16 protein-coding genes are annotated in these 15,971 nt (G+C 47.4%); 6 read left to right on the plus strand and 10 right to left on the minus strand.

The features are described from left to right. The first annotated feature begins 175 nt into the window (after positions 1–175). From D3H65_RS02905 to D3H65_RS02915, 3 genes are all read left to right on the plus strand, one after another. Entirely contained in the window at positions 176–2,302 is a 2,127-nt protein-coding gene (locus D3H65_RS02905; protein WP_211345610.1) for a prolyl oligopeptidase family serine peptidase, read from the plus strand. A gap of 167 nt (positions 2,303–2,469) precedes the next feature. After that, positions 2,470–3,369: an SDR family oxidoreductase gene (locus D3H65_RS02910; RefSeq protein WP_119048818.1), complete on the plus strand. Its 900-nt coding sequence runs from the start codon at positions 2,470–2,472 to the stop codon at positions 3,367–3,369. Between the two features lie 95 nt (positions 3,370–3,464). Then, positions 3,465–4,244, plus strand: a complete 780-nt coding sequence (locus tag D3H65_RS02915) for a M15 family metallopeptidase (protein WP_119048819.1) — start codon at positions 3,465–3,467, stop codon at positions 4,242–4,244. 22 nt (positions 4,245–4,266) lie between these two features. Here the strand turns inward: D3H65_RS02915 and D3H65_RS02920 are convergent, their stop codons facing one another. From D3H65_RS02920 to D3H65_RS02940, 5 genes are all read right to left on the minus strand, one after another. After that, positions 4,267–4,635 (minus strand): hypothetical protein, encoded by a 369-nt coding sequence (locus tag D3H65_RS02920; protein WP_119048820.1) that lies wholly within the window; start codon positions 4,633–4,635, stop codon positions 4,267–4,269. A gap of 32 nt (positions 4,636–4,667) precedes the next feature. Continuing rightward, on the minus strand, positions 4,668–5,024 hold the full coding sequence (locus tag D3H65_RS02925) for a hypothetical protein (RefSeq protein WP_119048821.1): 357 nt from the start codon (positions 5,022–5,024) through the stop codon (positions 4,668–4,670). A 181-nt stretch (positions 5,025–5,205) separates the two neighbouring features. Continuing rightward, a complete protein-coding gene (gene ctlX, locus D3H65_RS02930) occupies positions 5,206–6,126 on the minus strand; it encodes a citrulline utilization hydrolase CtlX (protein WP_119048822.1) in 921 nt (306 codons plus the stop codon). A gap of 118 nt (positions 6,127–6,244) precedes the next feature. After that, positions 6,245–7,696 carry an arginine deiminase family protein gene (locus D3H65_RS02935; RefSeq protein ID WP_119048823.1) on the minus strand — a complete coding sequence of 484 codons (1,452 nt, stop codon included), beginning with the start codon at positions 7,694–7,696 and terminating at the stop codon, positions 6,245–6,247. A 328-nt stretch (positions 7,697–8,024) separates the two neighbouring features. Further along, the gene (locus D3H65_RS02940; RefSeq protein WP_119048824.1) at positions 8,025–8,444 is read right to left on the minus strand and encodes an OsmC family protein; all 420 of its coding nucleotides are present in this window, start codon (positions 8,442–8,444) and stop codon (positions 8,025–8,027) included. A gap of 336 nt (positions 8,445–8,780) precedes the next feature. Here D3H65_RS02940 and D3H65_RS02945 point away from each other — a divergent pair, with 336 nt between their 5' ends. After that, positions 8,781–9,170 (plus strand): hypothetical protein, encoded by a 390-nt coding sequence (locus tag D3H65_RS02945; protein WP_119048825.1) that lies wholly within the window; start codon positions 8,781–8,783, stop codon positions 9,168–9,170. Between the two features lie 75 nt (positions 9,171–9,245). Here the strand turns inward: D3H65_RS02945 and D3H65_RS02950 are convergent, their stop codons facing one another. Continuing rightward, the gene (locus D3H65_RS02950; RefSeq protein ID WP_119048826.1) at positions 9,246–11,675 is read right to left on the minus strand and encodes a hypothetical protein; all 2,430 of its coding nucleotides are present in this window, start codon (positions 11,673–11,675) and stop codon (positions 9,246–9,248) included. 276 nt (positions 11,676–11,951) lie between these two features. On the opposite strand from D3H65_RS02950, the gene D3H65_RS02955 reads away from it, so the two are divergent. Beyond that, a complete protein-coding gene (locus D3H65_RS02955; protein WP_119048827.1) occupies positions 11,952–13,025 on the plus strand; it encodes a fatty acid desaturase family protein in 1,074 nt (357 codons plus the stop codon). Positions 13,026–13,136: 111 nt separating this feature from the next. Here the strand turns inward: D3H65_RS02955 and D3H65_RS02960 are convergent, their stop codons facing one another. Next, complete coding sequence (locus D3H65_RS02960) at positions 13,137–13,445, minus strand: RNA recognition motif domain-containing protein (RefSeq protein WP_119048828.1); 309 nt, start codon at positions 13,443–13,445, stop codon at positions 13,137–13,139. A gap of 356 nt (positions 13,446–13,801) precedes the next feature. Here D3H65_RS02960 and D3H65_RS02965 point away from each other — a divergent pair, with 356 nt between their 5' ends. Then, positions 13,802–14,032, plus strand: a complete 231-nt coding sequence (locus D3H65_RS02965; protein WP_119048829.1) for an RNA recognition motif domain-containing protein — start codon at positions 13,802–13,804, stop codon at positions 14,030–14,032. Positions 14,033–14,041: 9 nt separating this feature from the next. On the opposite strand, the gene D3H65_RS02970 is transcribed toward D3H65_RS02965, so the two are convergent. From D3H65_RS02970 to D3H65_RS02980, 3 genes are all read right to left on the minus strand, one after another. Next, positions 14,042–14,293 (minus strand): RNA recognition motif domain-containing protein, encoded by a 252-nt coding sequence (locus D3H65_RS02970; RefSeq protein ID WP_119048830.1) that lies wholly within the window; start codon positions 14,291–14,293, stop codon positions 14,042–14,044. A 63-nt stretch (positions 14,294–14,356) separates the two neighbouring features. After that, positions 14,357–14,641, minus strand: coding sequence for a hypothetical protein (locus tag D3H65_RS02975; protein WP_119048831.1), 285 nt, complete (start codon positions 14,639–14,641; stop codon positions 14,357–14,359). 150 nt (positions 14,642–14,791) lie between these two features. Next, positions 14,792–15,706 (minus strand): glycoside hydrolase family 18 protein, encoded by a 915-nt coding sequence (locus D3H65_RS02980; protein WP_119048832.1) that lies wholly within the window; start codon positions 15,704–15,706, stop codon positions 14,792–14,794. Between the last annotated feature and the right edge of the window lie 265 nt (positions 15,707–15,971).

A 15,971-nucleotide genomic window follows, 5' to 3' on the forward strand; every position in this document is an offset into this window, starting at 1 on the left:
TAAGGAAATCTCCATTCTAATGCAAGAATCTTGATAATCAGCCTTAGTTTTTTAAAATGCGGCCCAAAAATAAGGTTTTAGTTTGATACACGAACGGCAGCTCCTGATGACTGAAAATCAGTAATCTTGCGATAACAATTCACCTGTTATGATTAAAAATTATATTATATCACTTATGACGTTTACAGCGTATACTGCATCTTTGGGGCAGACGAGCTACCCGGTGACGAAGAAAGTAGACCATGTTGATGATTATCAGGGCACTAAAGTGGCAGATCCCTATCGCTGGCTGGAAGATGATAACAGTGCAGAGACCAAGGCCTGGGTGGAGGCCCAGAATAAAGTGACTTTCGAATTCCTCAACAAGATCCCTTATCGCGCCCAGATGAAGAAACGGATAGAAGAACTGATCAATTATCCACGCTACAGCGCCCCCGACCGCAATGCCGGCTTTTTCTATTTTTATAAGAACGATGGCCTCCAGAACCAGGCCGTATTGTACCGGCAAAAAGGGCTGGATGGCGTCCCGGAACTGGTGATGGACGCCAACAAACTATCACCTGATGGCACCACCCAGCTTACCAATTTCGACCTGTCGAAAGACGGCAAATATGCGGTTTGGGGTATTTCCAAGGGTGGATCGGACTGGCATACCTATTATGTACGCGACATGCATACCGGGAAAGACCTGGCCGATTCTATACTATGGGTCAAGGTATCCGGCGCTTCCTGGCAGGGCCATGGGTTTTATTATAGCCGCTATCCCGCGCCGGAAAAAGGCAAGGAGCTGTCTTCCAAAAATGAGAATCACCAGGTTTGGTTCCATACAGCCGGCACTTCCCAGGCCCAGGATGAACTGGTGTATGAGGACAAAGCCAATCCCCAGCGTTTTCATGGCGTATCGGTGAGCGAAGATGAGCGTTTTGCCTACCTCTTTATCAACGACCGTGGCAAAGGGCTACAAGGAAATGCCTTGTATTATCGCGACAGCAAAAGCGGCGACAATAAATTCAAACCCATCGTGGCGGAAGTAGGTCAATTCCGGTACAGTCCGATTGACAATGATGGCGATAAAATACTCCTTTATACCAATGATGGTGCTGAGAACAACAGGATCATGCTGTTTGATCCCGCCCATCCTGCCCGGGAAAACTGGAAGGAGATCGTGGCCGAAAGACCGGAACCTATGCAGAATGCAGGTACCGCAGGAGGCCGTTTGTACCTGAGCTACCTCAAAGATGTAACCACCCGTGTATATGAACATGATTATGCCGGTAAGTTGCTCAAAGAGATCAAACTGCCCGGCCTGGGCACGGTGGGTGGATTTGGTGGCTACAAGGACGATAAAATTGTGTTCTATACATTTACTTCCTTTACGTTTCCTCCAACGATCTATAAATATGATATCGCTACCGGCGTGAGCACTGTATTCCGCCGGCCGGAAGTAGCTTTCAATCCCGAGGATTATGAGACCAAACAGGTGTTTTATCCCAGCAAGGACGGCACCAAGGTCCCTATGTTTATTGTATTCCGCAAAGGCTTGAAACTGGATGGTACCAATCCCACCATGCTGTACGCCTACGGTGGCTTCAACATCAGTTCCCTGCCCGGCTTTAGCGCCAGCCTCATTCCCTTCCTGGAGCAGGGTGGTGTATATGCATTGGCCAACCTGCGTGGTGGTGCTGAATATGGTGAAGCCTGGCATGAAGCCGGTATGCGGTTCAAAAAGCAGAATGTATTCGACGACTTTATTGCCGGGGCGGAATACCTTATCAAGAATAAATATACTTCCAGTCAGCGCCTGGCCATCCGTGGCGGCTCCAATGGCGGCTTGCTGGTAGGCGCTGTGATGAACCAGCGTCCCGAGCTCTTTAAAGTCGCCATTCCGCAGGTAGGGGTGATGGATATGCTGCGTTTTCATAAGTTTACGATCGGCTGGAACTGGATTGCTGAGTATGGCAGCAGCGACAGCGCCGCGGACTTCAAAAACCTGTATGCTTATTCTCCCATACACAACCTGAAGGCGGGTGTTAATTATCCTGCCACCCTCATCACCACAGCCGATCATGACGACCGGGTAGTGCCGGCCCATTCCTTTAAGTATGCGGCTACTTTGCAGGAGAAACACAAAGGAGCCAACCCGGTGATGATCCGTATTGATACCAATTCGGGTCATGGCGCCAGCAATACCGCCAAGAACATTGAGACCATCGCCGATATCTATTGCTTTATATTTACCAATATGGGTTATACGCCGAAGTTTAAGAATGGCAGCGGGACCGAAGGCAAAAAAGGATTCTGATAATAGTTCCCCCTTTTGTCATTTGACGGACTACCCTTTTTGTCATTTCGAACGGAGCGCAGCGGAGTGAGAAATCTGCTATCGAAGCAAGCAAATAAATATAGAGTGGTCAGCGGGTTTACTGCTGACCACTCGCTTTTTAAGATTCGCTTGCTTACTTTTGTTGCATGAAGATACTTGTTACAGGCGCCAACGGATTACTGGGCCAGCACCTGGTAAAGCTGTTATTGGAGAAAGGCTTTACCGTCATCGCCACCGGAAAAGGAGAGGAGCGTATGCATCCCGAAGGGTGGGGCGATCAATACGAATACCATTCGCTGGATATTACCGATGCTACAGATATAGCCACTGTTTTTACCAGGGTACAGCCCGATGTGGTGGTACATGCCGCCGCCATGACGCAGGTAGATGAATGTGAACTGAACTCCGAAAAATGTGAACGGGTGAACGTAGCGGCCACCTCACAGGTATTGGTGGATGCCGAAATGTACAGCAGTCATTTTATCTATGTCTCCACCGATTTTGTATTTGATGGTGAGCAGGGCAACTATGTAGAAGAAGATGAACTGAAACCGGTGAGTTATTATGGCTTTACCAAAATGCAGGCCGAAGCGATTACTGAGACCAGCACCATTCCCTGGGCTATTGTGCGTACCTGCCTGGTATACGGCAATACCCTGGAAGGTACCCGCAGTAATATCATTACCTGGGTAAAGAGCAGCCTGGAGCAGGGTAAGGCCATTAAGGTGGTATCCGACCAATGGCGTACACCCACTTATGTGGAAGACCTGGCCAAAGGCATCCTGTTGATCATTGAAAAGAAAGCCACCGGCATTTATCATATCTCAGGCAAGGACCTGCTTACACCTTATGATATTGCTATGCAAACCGCTGACCTGTTCCACCTCGATAAAAGCCTGATGGAAAAAGTAGATGCATCTACCTTCAACCAGCCTGGCAGGCGGCCACCCAAAACAGGCTTTGTGATCGAGAAGGCCCGGAAGGAGTTGGGTTTTGAGCCCTTGTCTTTCGGAGAAGGATTGAGGAGGATGTTTGCGATGGGGTGATAAGTTAACAAGTTAACAGGTTCACAAGTTGAAAAGCTTCTCATGCCTTGTTACCTTGTCAACCTATTAACCTATCAACTTACTAACTTATTCATATGAAGTGCTACGTCTTAAATATTTGCTTACTTATATTGATCTATTCCCCCGGCAGGACCCAGGATACATTACAAACAAATGTGTATGCTCAAAAACTAATAAAAGCTTACCCCGATTGCATTACCGGCATCAAAGACAATTATGTCGTGTTTAAGAATGGCATTAAGCTGTTGTTTGATGATGGGAAAGCTAAAACGCTTGCAGAGCTGTATGCGCAACCTGACATAGAAGATCAGTTGCGGGCGGTATATGTGAAAGGCAAGACAGCCAGGCCTGCAGAACTGGATGACCCTGGCAGGATCAGGAATGACACCTTTTTTAAGGTAATGTATGGCGCCACTTCAGCGGCGGTGGAACAAAACCTGGTCACCATTCACTGGCTGCCCAAATCAGCCAATCAAACATTGCGCGTGTCCCGTATCAATGGCGTGGATAAAAAATTACAGGCTATTTCCGATGACCTGGAAAAACTGCCTGCCCGACTGCTGCCCTATGTGCAACAGGTAGCCGGTACTTTTACCTGGCGGGTGATCAAAGGAACCAACCGCTTAAGTACCCATAGCTTTGGCATTACCATGGACATCAATATAGGCTATTCCAATTACTGGCAATGGGACAATAAGACAACGGATGAGACCCGGAAGATCCCTTCTTACATCAACCGAATTCCCTTCGAAATAGTGGCCATCTTTGAAAAACATGGCTTTATATGGGGAGGTAAATGGTACCATTACGATACCATGCATTTTGAATACCGTCCAGAATTGTTGGTGGATTGATCGGGCTGGTTTACCTCTGCTATTACCTTGCTTCCTGGGCATTGCTCACCGTCAGTTCGTGCGCATGATTTATAGAGGAAAACAAAGCTGGCTGGCCCGCATCACTATAACCATAAAAAATGATCCTTTTACCGGGCACCGCCAGGTTGGCGGGTAAGTTTTTGATGTATACCGCATCTGCGCAGCTGTAGACAGGTTTAGATTGTCCGGCTGGAATGGAGCAAAGGAACCCGTGTTTTGAAAGATCAGGATTTTCTACTATACAGGCCCAGGGCTTATCGCCGAAAGTCGATTGTTCAGTCACTGTTACAATCACCGAATTTGATCCGTCTTTATCACACTTCATAGAACTGAAGAGGCAAACCGTCAATAGAATATATACATATTTCATGATAAGGGTTTATCGGGTGAAAAGGTAACGACCTACCAGTTGGCCAACTGTGCATCCTTTATCTCGATCGTGCGTAAAACATAGGCCGCTGCAGGGACGGCTGTAAATTCCCATTTGGAAAACTTAATTTTTGTGCCGGTTACCCGTAGATCAGTAGGCAGGTTCGAAACGGCCACCGCGATACTGCAATTGGGATAAAAAGAAGACAACATACCTACCATTTTCTCACACAAAAAATCCTGCTTCACGTGGTCCGGGTCCTTGATCAGCACATAAGTTTCCACTCCATCGGCCTGTACAGTCCCATATATTATATTCTTTTCTTTATCTTTTTTGCAGGCCGTCAATGAGATAAGGCCAAGGGCCAGTATAAGTGCCAGGTATTTCATGCGAGGGTTTAGCTCATGACAAACTGGCCGTACAAATCGTTGCACAAACATTGTTTTGAATTCACTCCTCTTGCAAGATCCCACCTGTCTTCCCTCGCTGCCTTGTTGCCTTCTTGCCTTGCCGCAATACGCCGCGCCTGCCTTCCCTTGTTGCCTCAGTTGCCTTGCTGCCTCGTTGCCCTTACTCAGCTATCAGTCTTTCCAGGAATACCTCCGCCATCATACAGCGGGCACTGCCGCCGCCATTGGTCTCGATGGTGTGCAAGGGGGCGTGGATGATCCGGTTATAGCTGCGCAGCCTGTTTACCTGCTCCGCGGTTAATGAATGATAAGCCTGGGAACTCATTACCAGCAAGGTTTCGCCCTGGATGCTGGCGATTTGCAGCATATTACCGGCAAAGTGGTTCATCTGGTCCAGCGTAATGCTGATCAGTTCCTTGCCGCCCTGGTCGATGGTATTGGTAACCAGTTCCCGGTCTTCGGCTTTGGGTAAAGCATCCAGGCAGATCACCACATAACGGTCGGCCACGCACATCACTACATTCGTATGGTAGATGGCCTGCCCTGCGGCATCGGTCGCATCAAATACAATGGGTTGGTAGTCCATCGCCCGGCACCACTCTTCCAGCACCGACTTATCTGTGCGGGGGCTGAGGCAGGCATAAGCGATCTTCAGGTCCCGGTCCAGCACCATGCTGCCGGTACCTTCCAGGAAAAGCCCGTCTTTTTCAAAGTGGGTAAGATCATACGTGCGCTCTACAATAAACCGCTCCCGGAGTTTTTCCAGTACATGTGGCTTGCGTTCCATCCGCCGGTTTTCGGCATACATGGGGTAAAGGCAAACTGTTCCATCTGCATGAAACGATATCCAGTTATTGGGAAAGATCGAATCGGGGGTGTGTGGCGCCGGTGTATCATTCACCACAATGATGTCTGCACCGTTGTTGTGCAGCATCTGTACAAAGCTGTCAAATTCCTGCTGGGCCTTCTCCTGTGCTTCGGCCTCCTGGCCTTGTACCTGAAATGCATTTGTGCCGGCCGTTTGCGCATTAAAGCCAAAATTGACGGGCCTGATCATGAGTATATGAGGAGTGATAGACATGTTATTGCGGATTTAGGATGTAGCATTTCGGATTCTGTTATTCCAATATGCCTTTATTAGATTACTTGCTATAATGTTAACTTCTGGCTTCTGAACTCTGTATTCAGTATTCTTTTCTTCAGACGTCTTCGCGCAGCAAGGGCATACTCATGCAATGGAATCCTCCACGTGCACGGGAAAGCTCGGCCGAAGGCATCAGGATCACGGTGTCTTCCATATCGGCGGGGTGGATAACGCCCTGCTCAAACTGCTCCAGTAACTCTTTTACCGGGATCACCATAAAACCCGATTCACGGAAAGCTTCCACGGTTTTGTCGTTACGGTCATATCCCAGTACCACGCCTTCTTTCAGGGCCAGCAGGTTGCAGCTGTCCGTCCATTGTTCCCGTGTATCATAGGGAAACTTGTTGTTGCCGGAATAAATGAATTTGATCTTCCCTTCACAGCCCAGGTCGTTGCGGCTGATATCTGTCAGCAGTTCTTCGAGGTTGTCGAAGAACTTAGGTTCATCAATGGCTTTCTTGCGAAACTGGATGATCTTGATCTTCTCGTCTTTCTTCAGTCCGCCTTCCAATATGCGCTCTACGGCATCATCATCTTCGTGCTTCATTACCTTCTTGGAGAAGGCGCCCAACATCACCCATACATCCCGTTTTACCTGCGTAAAGATCGTATCGATATGCATGTAGTCCCGCTTCTTCGGTATTTTGATCACCGTGATCTTTTTAACGATGCTTTTTTCAAACAGCATATTGATCACCTGGTGCGCTGCTTCCATGCTCGTACGTTCACTCACCCCCACCAGCAAGTGGTCTTTGCTCACGACCATCACGTCGCCTCCTTCCAGCGTTACCTTTTTTTCATCCCCATCCCTGGGCAGCAGGAAGTGATGGAACGTATCTGGTATTTCCAGTATGTTGTTGCGGTAGCGTTCAAATAAAGGGTGATTGAAGAAGATGTATTTGGCCAGCAGTGCTTCCCGTGTACGGGCTTTCTTCGCTGGTTTGTTGAGCAGTACATAGTCATTGATCACTATGCCAATATCGCGCGTAAAAATGAAATTGGGGATGGGGGGAAACAGCAGGTCGTCGCCGGAGAGCGTACCACTGATGATCACCTTCGACAACTGCGCCGGCGGCAGGTCCAGTAGCTGCGTTTGCGTGGTATAGGAGCATCCTTCCACGGCGCATACAGAAGCTACCAGCTTTAGCCTGATCTCATGGTCTTCCAGCACTTCGGCCAGCAGCCATTCCAGTTCTATCACTTTCTCACTGCGGAAGAAACCAGGTTTCTCGGGTTTGTAAAAGTTACGTTTGTTATCCGGTGCATCGATCTCCTGCAGTTTGCCGTGTATTTTTTGGGGGTCCAGGAAATAGAGTAATATTTTAGTGTAGTAGTCATATTCTTTCCGGCGGATGGTTTCCAGGTGCACAATGTCTTCAAATAACCAGTCCTGGGCTTTGGAGGGCACTACGCGGCCCAGGCCGCTATCGGGGCTATGTACCAGCAATCGTTTTAAAGTTCCTACTTCGGAGGTAACGTGTAAAATAGTCTTGTCTTTTTTAGTCATATAGGCAATATTGATCTGTCGTTCAGAGAATGTAATGTTCAGGAAATGGGTAGATGTACAGGTAAGAGAAGCTAACCCGGTATATAATAATTTACCGGCAGTAATAACTGCGCAAACAGTGGTGTAAAGGAAGTCGATCGCTTCATAAGAATGGTAAAGATATGGGATTTACCTGTTGAAGTATCAGGTGTCTTGTTAAGTGTTTGATTAGTAGGCTGTAAGCTGGGCGAAGGGCAGGGTAGCCGTTGAAGCAAAATACAGCATCCGGCAAAATAAAAAAGGACCGTTGTCCCAAAACAACGATCCTCTTTCTGGTAAGCTATACTGACTATTGATAAATTACACTCAACGTAATAGGAACACTCAAGGCTTTGGAAATAATGCAATTCGCTTTAGCGCCTTCAGCGATCTCATTGAATTTTTCGGCAGTAACCCCTTCAATAGGGGCCGCTTTCAATTCCAGGTGAATGCCATTGATCTTAAGACCCACCATATCCAGGTCCAGAACAGCGTTGGTGTCCAGGTCGCCGGGGGTAAAACCTGCCTGTGTCAAAACCGCGCTGACTGCCATGGTAAAGCATCCTGCGTGTGCTGTAGCCAGCAGTTCTTCGGGATTGGTGCCTACGCCTTCCTCAAAACGGGTCTTAAAGGAATATTGGGTCTTGTTCAGGGTGGTGCTTTGGGATGTCAATACACCTTTGCCTTCTTTTAGATTGCCATTCCAATGGGCGGTTCCTGTACGTTTCATAATTAAATGGTATTTGAAAGTTAAATGAATAAACCTGTATGAAAATGCCGTGCCAGCTTCTTCCCTGGCGCCAGCGATAAGAATAACATAAAGCTACGGGATTTAGTTTAAGATAAGCCCGGGTCATCCGGTATCAGCAACGGAATCCATGAATTCTACAAAAAATGGAAGGTACTGGCTGCCAACTTAACTTATTGAATGGCCATTTGACGGGGTACGGGAGCTGCCGCTTATAGGTAAATTGATGATGAATTAACATACAGCATGTATTTCCGGGCGTTTAGCCTTTGTACTGTATTGAAAATTTGTTTCATTATCCATTAAACTGTTTGACAAATGAAAAAAATGATCGTAGCGATTACCGCTTCCTTTCTGCTTGTATGCATAGCTGGATTTACTATCCATCAACCTTCACCGGGCAACAAACACTTCAAAAAACTAAGATCAAAAGCAAAAGACAATGGCCCGGTCTGGATCAACAGCAATCGGGGTTATGTACATGCCTGCGACTATGTAGAGCATTATTATGTTGTAGATGGTGAGCCCGGTGATACGTATGAATGGTATTGGGATCCTTATAGCCCCGGCCTTCCAACGCAGTACCTTGGCAGTAATAATTATGCTGATGTACAACTGAGTGTGGGTGATGTTATCCTTGTAAAAGTAAACTCCCTGAATTACGGTTATTATGAGTATTGGGATACCGCCGTTCCCTGTGAGAATTAATTAGCCTGTCCGGATTGCTGTATATTAATTACGATAGAACCTGCTTCCGGGCAGGTTTTATTGTGCCGTGGAGGCCTATTCTGTAACCCTAAAGTTTGTTTTCCCGCTGATCACACCTTCCATGCTATAGCCCTGCAGTATACAGGTAAAACGCCCGTTGAGGTCATTGGTAGAGAATTGCAGTGTAGCTTCTCCCTTTTCATCTGTCAATACCTTGTACGTCCAGAACAGGGTTGACATCACCTCGGGTTCTGTTGGGTTGAACTTATCATAGTCTGCCACATAAAACTCCTTTGGATAGGCTGTTCCATTTACCTGTTGCATGAAGCCCGGTGGCTTTTCCTGTCCCTTGCAGCCTTCATATACCACCATCCGGCCGCGGTAATTATAGCTGGCGCCATCCACCGGCATGGAGCCGGTTGGGTGGTTTTGACAATTCAGCACATTGTACATGCATACCCAGTCACTGCAGTTGGCGCTTTTAAAGGTGCCGGAGAAATAATTGTCATATTTTTTAGCCGTTACCACTACGGCCTGCATGGCTTTTTTCAACAGTTGCTGTTCCTGTTCCTGCTCCTGCACGGATTGTTCAGCTTTGGAGTAGCCTGCGACTGGCCAGGTGACCTGGGATAAGGCAGTATCCAGCATACTGCATACATTATGGAGCTTTAAGCCATAGTCTTTAAAATTCCTGCTGTCACTGACCAGGATAATTGCTTTCTTACCCAGCTCTACTGTAAGCGCCTGCGAGGGCAGTTCAAAATAACCGGAAGAGTCCGTTTCAAGTGTGAAGGTCTTGCTGCCGCTAATGATCATGAGGCCCACTGGTTTCTTTACCGGGCGGTCTTTGTAGTATACATACCCTACATTACAATTTTTTTCTTCCTGTGCAGTATAGGGAGGGGCAGTATTGATCTCCTCCCATTTGTACCTGGTCCAATACCGGGTGAGTAAGATCTGTTCAATATTGTACCCAATGCTCAAATAATCAGTTCCTGGCATGGCAGCAGGTGCGGGGAGGTAACGGTCAAAATGTTGGAACCGTACAATATCAGCAGCCCTCGTACTATCAAGTCGTGAAGCCAATACACAAGCCAGTGAGAAAATTGATTTTACCGGCTGTCCTGCAGCGTTGGTCACTTTTACTTTCAATTGCAGTTTGGCGCGGTGGTGATACGCTGTTGAATCGGTAGTGAGCTGTACCCGCAAAGGCGCTCCTTTTTGGATATAGACCGCTCTTTCTGCTTTCGGTACACCTATTGAATCAAATAAGGTAAGCGTTACCACTCCTTCGGGCATGTCGATCGTTGAGAGACGCAGCGTAGCCAACGCCTGGTTGGTGCGGAAGGTACCTGAAAAGAAAGCTGTCCGGTAATTATGGGCTACCAGGTGGCAGGTGCTTTTCCCCGGGGTACCGATCGCTATTTGAAAGCTGGTGTCTTTGATCACAGCCTGTTGCAGGTTGAGGCTGTAGCCGGTGGTGGCTACCGGGGGAAATTGATAGACCAGTGGGCGGGAGCCATCGGTTATTTGGAGTGTATAATTGACGCCGGCCTGTGGCAGCCAGTTGATGATGCCCGTGCCGTATTGGTCGGTTTGAAATTGGGCGATGGGTTGACCATTGGCCAATACCTGTCCCCGGGTGGCGATCGGTACTCCCTGGCCATTCTTAATTTCAATGGCCGTTTTAGATGGATGGTCATGTACCAGGTTGCCACTTTCCGGAAACAGTTTGATGATGGCTACGTCCTGGAATAAGGGGACTACCGTTTTGATCTCCTGCTTTTCTTTTTCCCTCGATATGGTAGCCTGCAATTGGAGCCGCTTGCCAAATACCTGTTGACGTAGCATGGCGAAACTCACTTCTCCAAAAGGGTTGATCTTCTTCTTGCCGCTTTGCAGGGCTTTGCCTTCTACCTGCAGGGTATAGGCCAGGTCGCCACCACTGGCCAGTCCGCCGTAGCCGGTGAGGACTTTATAGGTAAAATAAACCGAATCGGTGTTAGTTGCTGGTGTAGCCTGCGGCAACATGGATAATTTGAAGGTGGTAGATTCCCCGGCCCTGATGCTGATGGGTTGCTGGAAGATCGATTGTTGGGGGTGGTTGAGGTAACTGTTGGTATAGGCCAGTAGGCGGTATTCACCCGTGGGCAGGCTGTCGGGCAGAAAAATAGTGCCGGCGCCAATGCCCGCCTCAATGATAAACCGGTCGGACAGCACAATCTTTTTCGTAGCTTCTTCCACCAGTAATGTATAGAGTGTGTGCTGGAGTGTGGCGGTATCCTGTCCGAGGATGTAACCGGTGAACCAGATGTTTTCCTGGCGCACATATACGTTTTTGTCGATATGCAAAAAGAGGTCGGGTGTTTGCCGGCCCGCGGCATATTGCGAGAAACTGGAATCCAGGGCATCCAGTACGGCCATTTCCTGCTGTTGCGCATTGGCTGTGCGGGCAAGCAGGCATAAAAGGATAAAAGCAAATAGTCGAATCAATCGTTTCTGCATAAGGCGCCATGAAAATACGGGTGTTTGGGAATAAGAAATTCAAAATCATTTAAATTAGATTAAACAATAGTAAGTGATGAGTAGTATTAAAAAAACGCTGAATAAGAAAAGCTCAACTATCGGGAAGTTGATGAATTGTTTTGAAGCTGTGAAAGAGAATGAAAATGTGGCAGTGATATAGCCCCCCATCATTTAACAATCCTGCTTATAAATAAAGCGTACCTTCCGCGCGTTGCCAGTCCCTGTACCAGGCACACCGTCACTCAACTATCCACCATGCCCAAAGTAACATACAATAACAAGAGCAAACCATTTTACCAAACCATCAAAGCAGGTGTTGACCAATACTTTGCAGGCAAAAAGGTAAAACCCACAGGGAACTGGAAGTTGTACAGTAAATCTGTTATTCTGATCTCCTCGGCGGTAGCTATTTACCTGTCGCTGTTGTTTTTCACCCTCCCGGTGGCGGTAAGCATCGTTCTCTGCTGCCTGCTCGGTTTTCTCCTGGCCAGCATTGGTTTTAATGTCATGCACGATGCCTGTCATGGCAGCTACTCCAGCAAAAAATGGATCAACAACATCATGGGGCTCACGCTCAACGCCCTCGGCGGGAATGCTTTTATCTGGAAATTTAAACACAATATCATCCACCATACCTACACCAACGTAGACGGGATAGATGACGATATCAATAAAAGCCCCCTCATGCGTATGTGTGCCTCCCAAAAATGGGTGCCGGCACACCGCTTCCAGCATATTTATGTGCTGCCCATCTATGCCATCTCGTCCCTGGCCTGGGTACTGCTGCTCGACTTCGACAAGTACTTCAAAAGAAAGATCGTAGATACACCCCTGCAAAAAATGGATAGGAGAGAGCACTTCATCTTCTGGATCAGCAAAGTATTGTATGTACTGTTCTATATTCTCATCCCCGTACTCGTGCTGGGTTGGGTGCCCTGGCTCATTGGTTTTGTGAGTATGCACATTGTGATGGGTATTACCCTCGCCGTTGTATTCCAGCTGGCGCATGTGGTAGAAGATACTGCCTTCGAACATGTAGAAGTCAACGATCAGCTGCAGATAGAAAATGAGTGGGCCATCCACCAGGTGGTAACAACTGCCAATTTTGCCAGAAAGAATAAGATCATCTCCTGGTTTACGGGCGGACTCAATTTCCAGGTAGAGCACCACCTGTTTCCCCGGATAAGCCATGTGCACTATCCTGCGATCAGCGGCATCGTACAACGCGCCTGCCTGCAGTATAACATTGCTTACAATGAATTTCCCACCATGAGTAAGGCGGTGGCGTCACATTTCAAAACTATGCGCCAGTTGGGCCGTAAACCCTAGGCATATACACGGGCTAACTGCCTTGAAGACAAAGTATAAAAGCACATAAAGCATAAAAAAAGTCCCGGGACGCTCCCGGGACTTTTTATTTATGATCATGCTATCATACTACTACCACCTGTTATTGCGGCCACCACCGCCGCCACCGAAATTCCTGCCGCCGCCACCGCCGCTTTCAGATCTTGGCTTGGCAACTGACACAGAAATGGTCCTGCCTTCTACTTCACGGCCGGAAAGCTTGGCAATCGCTTCTTCTGCTTCCGCTGCCTGTGGCATTTCCACAAATCCAAAACCCCTGGATTTGCCGGTAACCCTGTCGGTGATCACCTTAGCAGAAGTGACTTCACCAAAGGCGGCAAATAACGCATTCAGGTCTTCATCGGAAACGTGAAAACCGAGGTTTGAAACATACATGTTCATACTGTAATATTAAAGTGTGATAAATAACTGAGGCAGGACAATAAAAAGTAGCGACAAAAAAAGGATGCGGGAGAAAAAGAGAAGTGAAAAGGCCAATTACTTAATGTTGTACATCTCAGTTGTATAGGGAAGATAACCATTAAAAGACATACAGCCAATTAATTAATGAGCTAAAATAGCGGTGGGGAGCGAGCGGTTGCTGCAGGAGCAGATCCCAAAATAAATTAGCCCGAATGCTATTATTGATGTAGCTTTAGAACTATCCATATGACTTCTTATATATCCTGATCTGTTCTGCCTGCCCCTCTTCAGTTCCTGCATATGATTAGTCTTGCACTACCAAAAAATAGTACTATATGCGCATCTTCGTAGGCAATTTAAGCGACCTGGCTACTGCCGATCATCTGTCAACCCTGTTTGTGAAATTCGGCGAAGTGTTATCTGTTTACATTATGCCCGATGAGGTCAGCGGTCATTCTCTTGGTTACGGCTTTGTAGAGATGGAAAATGTGGCCGGCGCCATCGCCATATCTGAACTCGATAGCTGCCGGTTTATGAACCGCTATATGGATGTGAATGAATGTTGATGCAAGGCATCAGTAATGAGGGTAAGCCGGTACTTCACGTACACTGATCTTTTTGCCATCGATCATCGTCTGGTCCAGGGTTATGATAGCCTGCCTCGCCTGCGTTTCTACAGGCATATCCACAATGGCATGCCCTTTCGAACGGCCATTGAGCTTGTCCTTGATCACTTCTGCGGCATCTACAATGCCAAAAGCTGCAAATAACTTCCTGATATCTGAATCAATGACGTTCAGGCTAAGATTGTGTACCTGTATGTTCATACTTTTAAAATGTTTGGTGGTTGTCGGGGCGGGTTTCTTAAAACAATGGTTGCAACAATTGGTTTAATCTGCTTCGTACATATATTGTTCGCGAAGCCAGTTAAAAACACCCATCTCACTTTTGATCGTGGTGGGCAATTCTTTCAGCATCAGCGTTTCGAGTTTACGACCCTGATCGATCGTCAGTTTGCCGATCGCTTCCCCAAAATAATTGATGATGTACAATACCTGAAGGCCATTGAACGGATCAAATAAGCGGCGGCCGGGACTTCCTGAAAAGGCTGTTCCTACAGGAGCTGTAAGCCAATGGTAATGATTGCCAGCCAGGTGTTCTTTAAGAAAGGACATAATTGTTGTTTATAGTTGAACACCGGCTACTGATCAAGAAAGTAAAAAGGAGGTCTGCTACTGTTTGAAAACATCAACCGGGATTGCGCTAAAGGTAACCTTTTAGCACCAATCCCGGCTTTTTATTTGGAATGCAAAGGGGCGGGTTTTCTAAACCTGCACGCCTGCCCTGGCAAGCCTGTAAAGGGCCACCTGCTGCTGCTGTTCGAACACGAAATTGCCCGAATTCAACCGCCAGTTTGTATATATGGGGAAATGATATTGTTGATTATTATCGGCAATTGCTGCCTGGGCTGTTTGCAAGCCGGGAAAATTGGGGTCAGTTGTCGGCTGAGTTGCCTCAAACTGTGCCCCATAGGCAAACAGATTATAGTCTACACCCGGATAATTGGAGGGCGTGGTTCCTCCGTAGAGCTGAAGGTTCAGCCAGTCCACATTGTCATTGACAGGAGCTGCATCCAGGTTGTCTCCGGTGACCGGTGAAATGATGAGGTAATAATGCTTCTTATTTTCCTTCTCCAGTTGATTGAATTGCTGGCGGATAGCATATAACAACAGGCTCATTTGAGCTGCGGTGATTGATCCGGAAAGCGGCGGTTCCCAATCAAAATCAAATCCATCCAAACCATATCCCTGGATCGCAATGGCCAGGTTCCTTGCAAAGACGGCGGCGCATTGCGCATCGGTGAGGCCAGGTACGGTGAAGATATTTGACAAGGTTGGTTTATATCCCCAGTCCAGTGTAAAAATGAATTTTATGCCTGGATTCTGTATCCGTGCATCACGGATTATGAATTGCAGGTAATCCTTATTGGTATAGCCGCCCGGATGGGCTGGAATGGGCGTTGCAGGTTCGCCCATCGTAAGAGTATAGGCCGGTGCTCCCGCACTATGCGGCATGGTAGTGGCAAAACAAATATGCAGGAAATCTACGGATTGGTAAACGTTGTTGCGGATCAAAGACTGGTAACAACTGTCATTGGAGTAATAATTGGTACCTGGCAAATAATCGTCATTGAGGAATATCCAGGCGTTGACGAAGCGTGCAGGAGCAGCATTTTCCATTGTACTTTTTTTGAAGATGATTAGATAAGGTATTCATGTAGTGTACCGGAAAATTGCTAAAACAAATCTATTCCGTTTAACGGGTAAAAACAAGCGTAGAAATACCTGCCGAAGGATGTATACTTTCTGATTATTGAAAAGGCGCCTGGCTGCCCAGGGTGTCCAGGAACTGGAGTCCCCCGCTTTAAAATGCACAACCGGTTGCACAGCAATTTTGCCACGGAGTCCAGTAAATTCGATGCCGTATAAAAGCGACTAGACCTGC

Origin of the sequence: Paraflavitalea soli (genome assembly GCF_003555545.1) — a bacterium.
Taxonomy (GTDB): domain Bacteria; phylum Bacteroidota; class Bacteroidia; order Chitinophagales; family Chitinophagaceae; genus Paraflavitalea; species Paraflavitalea soli.

Excerpts from the sequence above, each read along its gene's own strand:
- D3H65_RS02960 (WP_119048828.1), bottom strand. The coding sequence starts at position 13,445 with ATGAACATGTATGTTTCAAACCTCGGTTTTCACGTTTCCGATGAAGAC.
- D3H65_RS02980 (WP_119048832.1), bottom strand. The coding sequence starts at position 15,706 with ATGGAAAATGCTGCTCCTGCACGCTTCGTCAACGCCTGGATATTCCTC.
- D3H65_RS02950 (WP_119048826.1), bottom strand. The coding sequence starts at position 11,675 with ATGCAGAAACGATTGATTCGACTATTTGCTTTTATCCTTTTATGCCTG.
- D3H65_RS02935 (WP_119048823.1), bottom strand. The coding sequence starts at position 7,696 with ATGACTAAAAAAGACAAGACTATTTTACACGTTACCTCCGAAGTAGGA.
- D3H65_RS02955 (WP_119048827.1), top strand. The coding sequence starts at position 11,952 with ATGCCCAAAGTAACATACAATAACAAGAGCAAACCATTTTACCAAACC.
- D3H65_RS02940 (WP_119048824.1), bottom strand. The coding sequence starts at position 8,444 with ATGAAACGTACAGGAACCGCCCATTGGAATGGCAATCTAAAAGAAGGC.
- ctlX (WP_119048822.1), bottom strand. The coding sequence starts at position 6,126 with ATGTCTATCACTCCTCATATACTCATGATCAGGCCCGTCAATTTTGGC.
- D3H65_RS02915 (WP_119048819.1), top strand. The coding sequence starts at position 3,465 with ATGAAGTGCTACGTCTTAAATATTTGCTTACTTATATTGATCTATTCC.
- D3H65_RS02945 (WP_119048825.1), top strand. The coding sequence starts at position 8,781 with ATGAAAAAAATGATCGTAGCGATTACCGCTTCCTTTCTGCTTGTATGC.
- D3H65_RS02905 (WP_211345610.1), top strand. The coding sequence starts at position 176 with ATGACGTTTACAGCGTATACTGCATCTTTGGGGCAGACGAGCTACCCG.
- D3H65_RS02975 (WP_119048831.1), bottom strand. The coding sequence starts at position 14,641 with ATGTCCTTTCTTAAAGAACACCTGGCTGGCAATCATTACCATTGGCTT.
- D3H65_RS02920 (WP_119048820.1), bottom strand. The coding sequence starts at position 4,635 with ATGAAATATGTATATATTCTATTGACGGTTTGCCTCTTCAGTTCTATG.
- D3H65_RS02910 (WP_119048818.1), top strand. The coding sequence starts at position 2,470 with ATGAAGATACTTGTTACAGGCGCCAACGGATTACTGGGCCAGCACCTG.
- D3H65_RS02965 (WP_119048829.1), top strand. The coding sequence starts at position 13,802 with ATGCGCATCTTCGTAGGCAATTTAAGCGACCTGGCTACTGCCGATCAT.
- D3H65_RS02925 (WP_119048821.1), bottom strand. The coding sequence starts at position 5,024 with ATGAAATACCTGGCACTTATACTGGCCCTTGGCCTTATCTCATTGACG.
- D3H65_RS02970 (WP_119048830.1), bottom strand. The coding sequence starts at position 14,293 with ATGAACATACAGGTACACAATCTTAGCCTGAACGTCATTGATTCAGAT.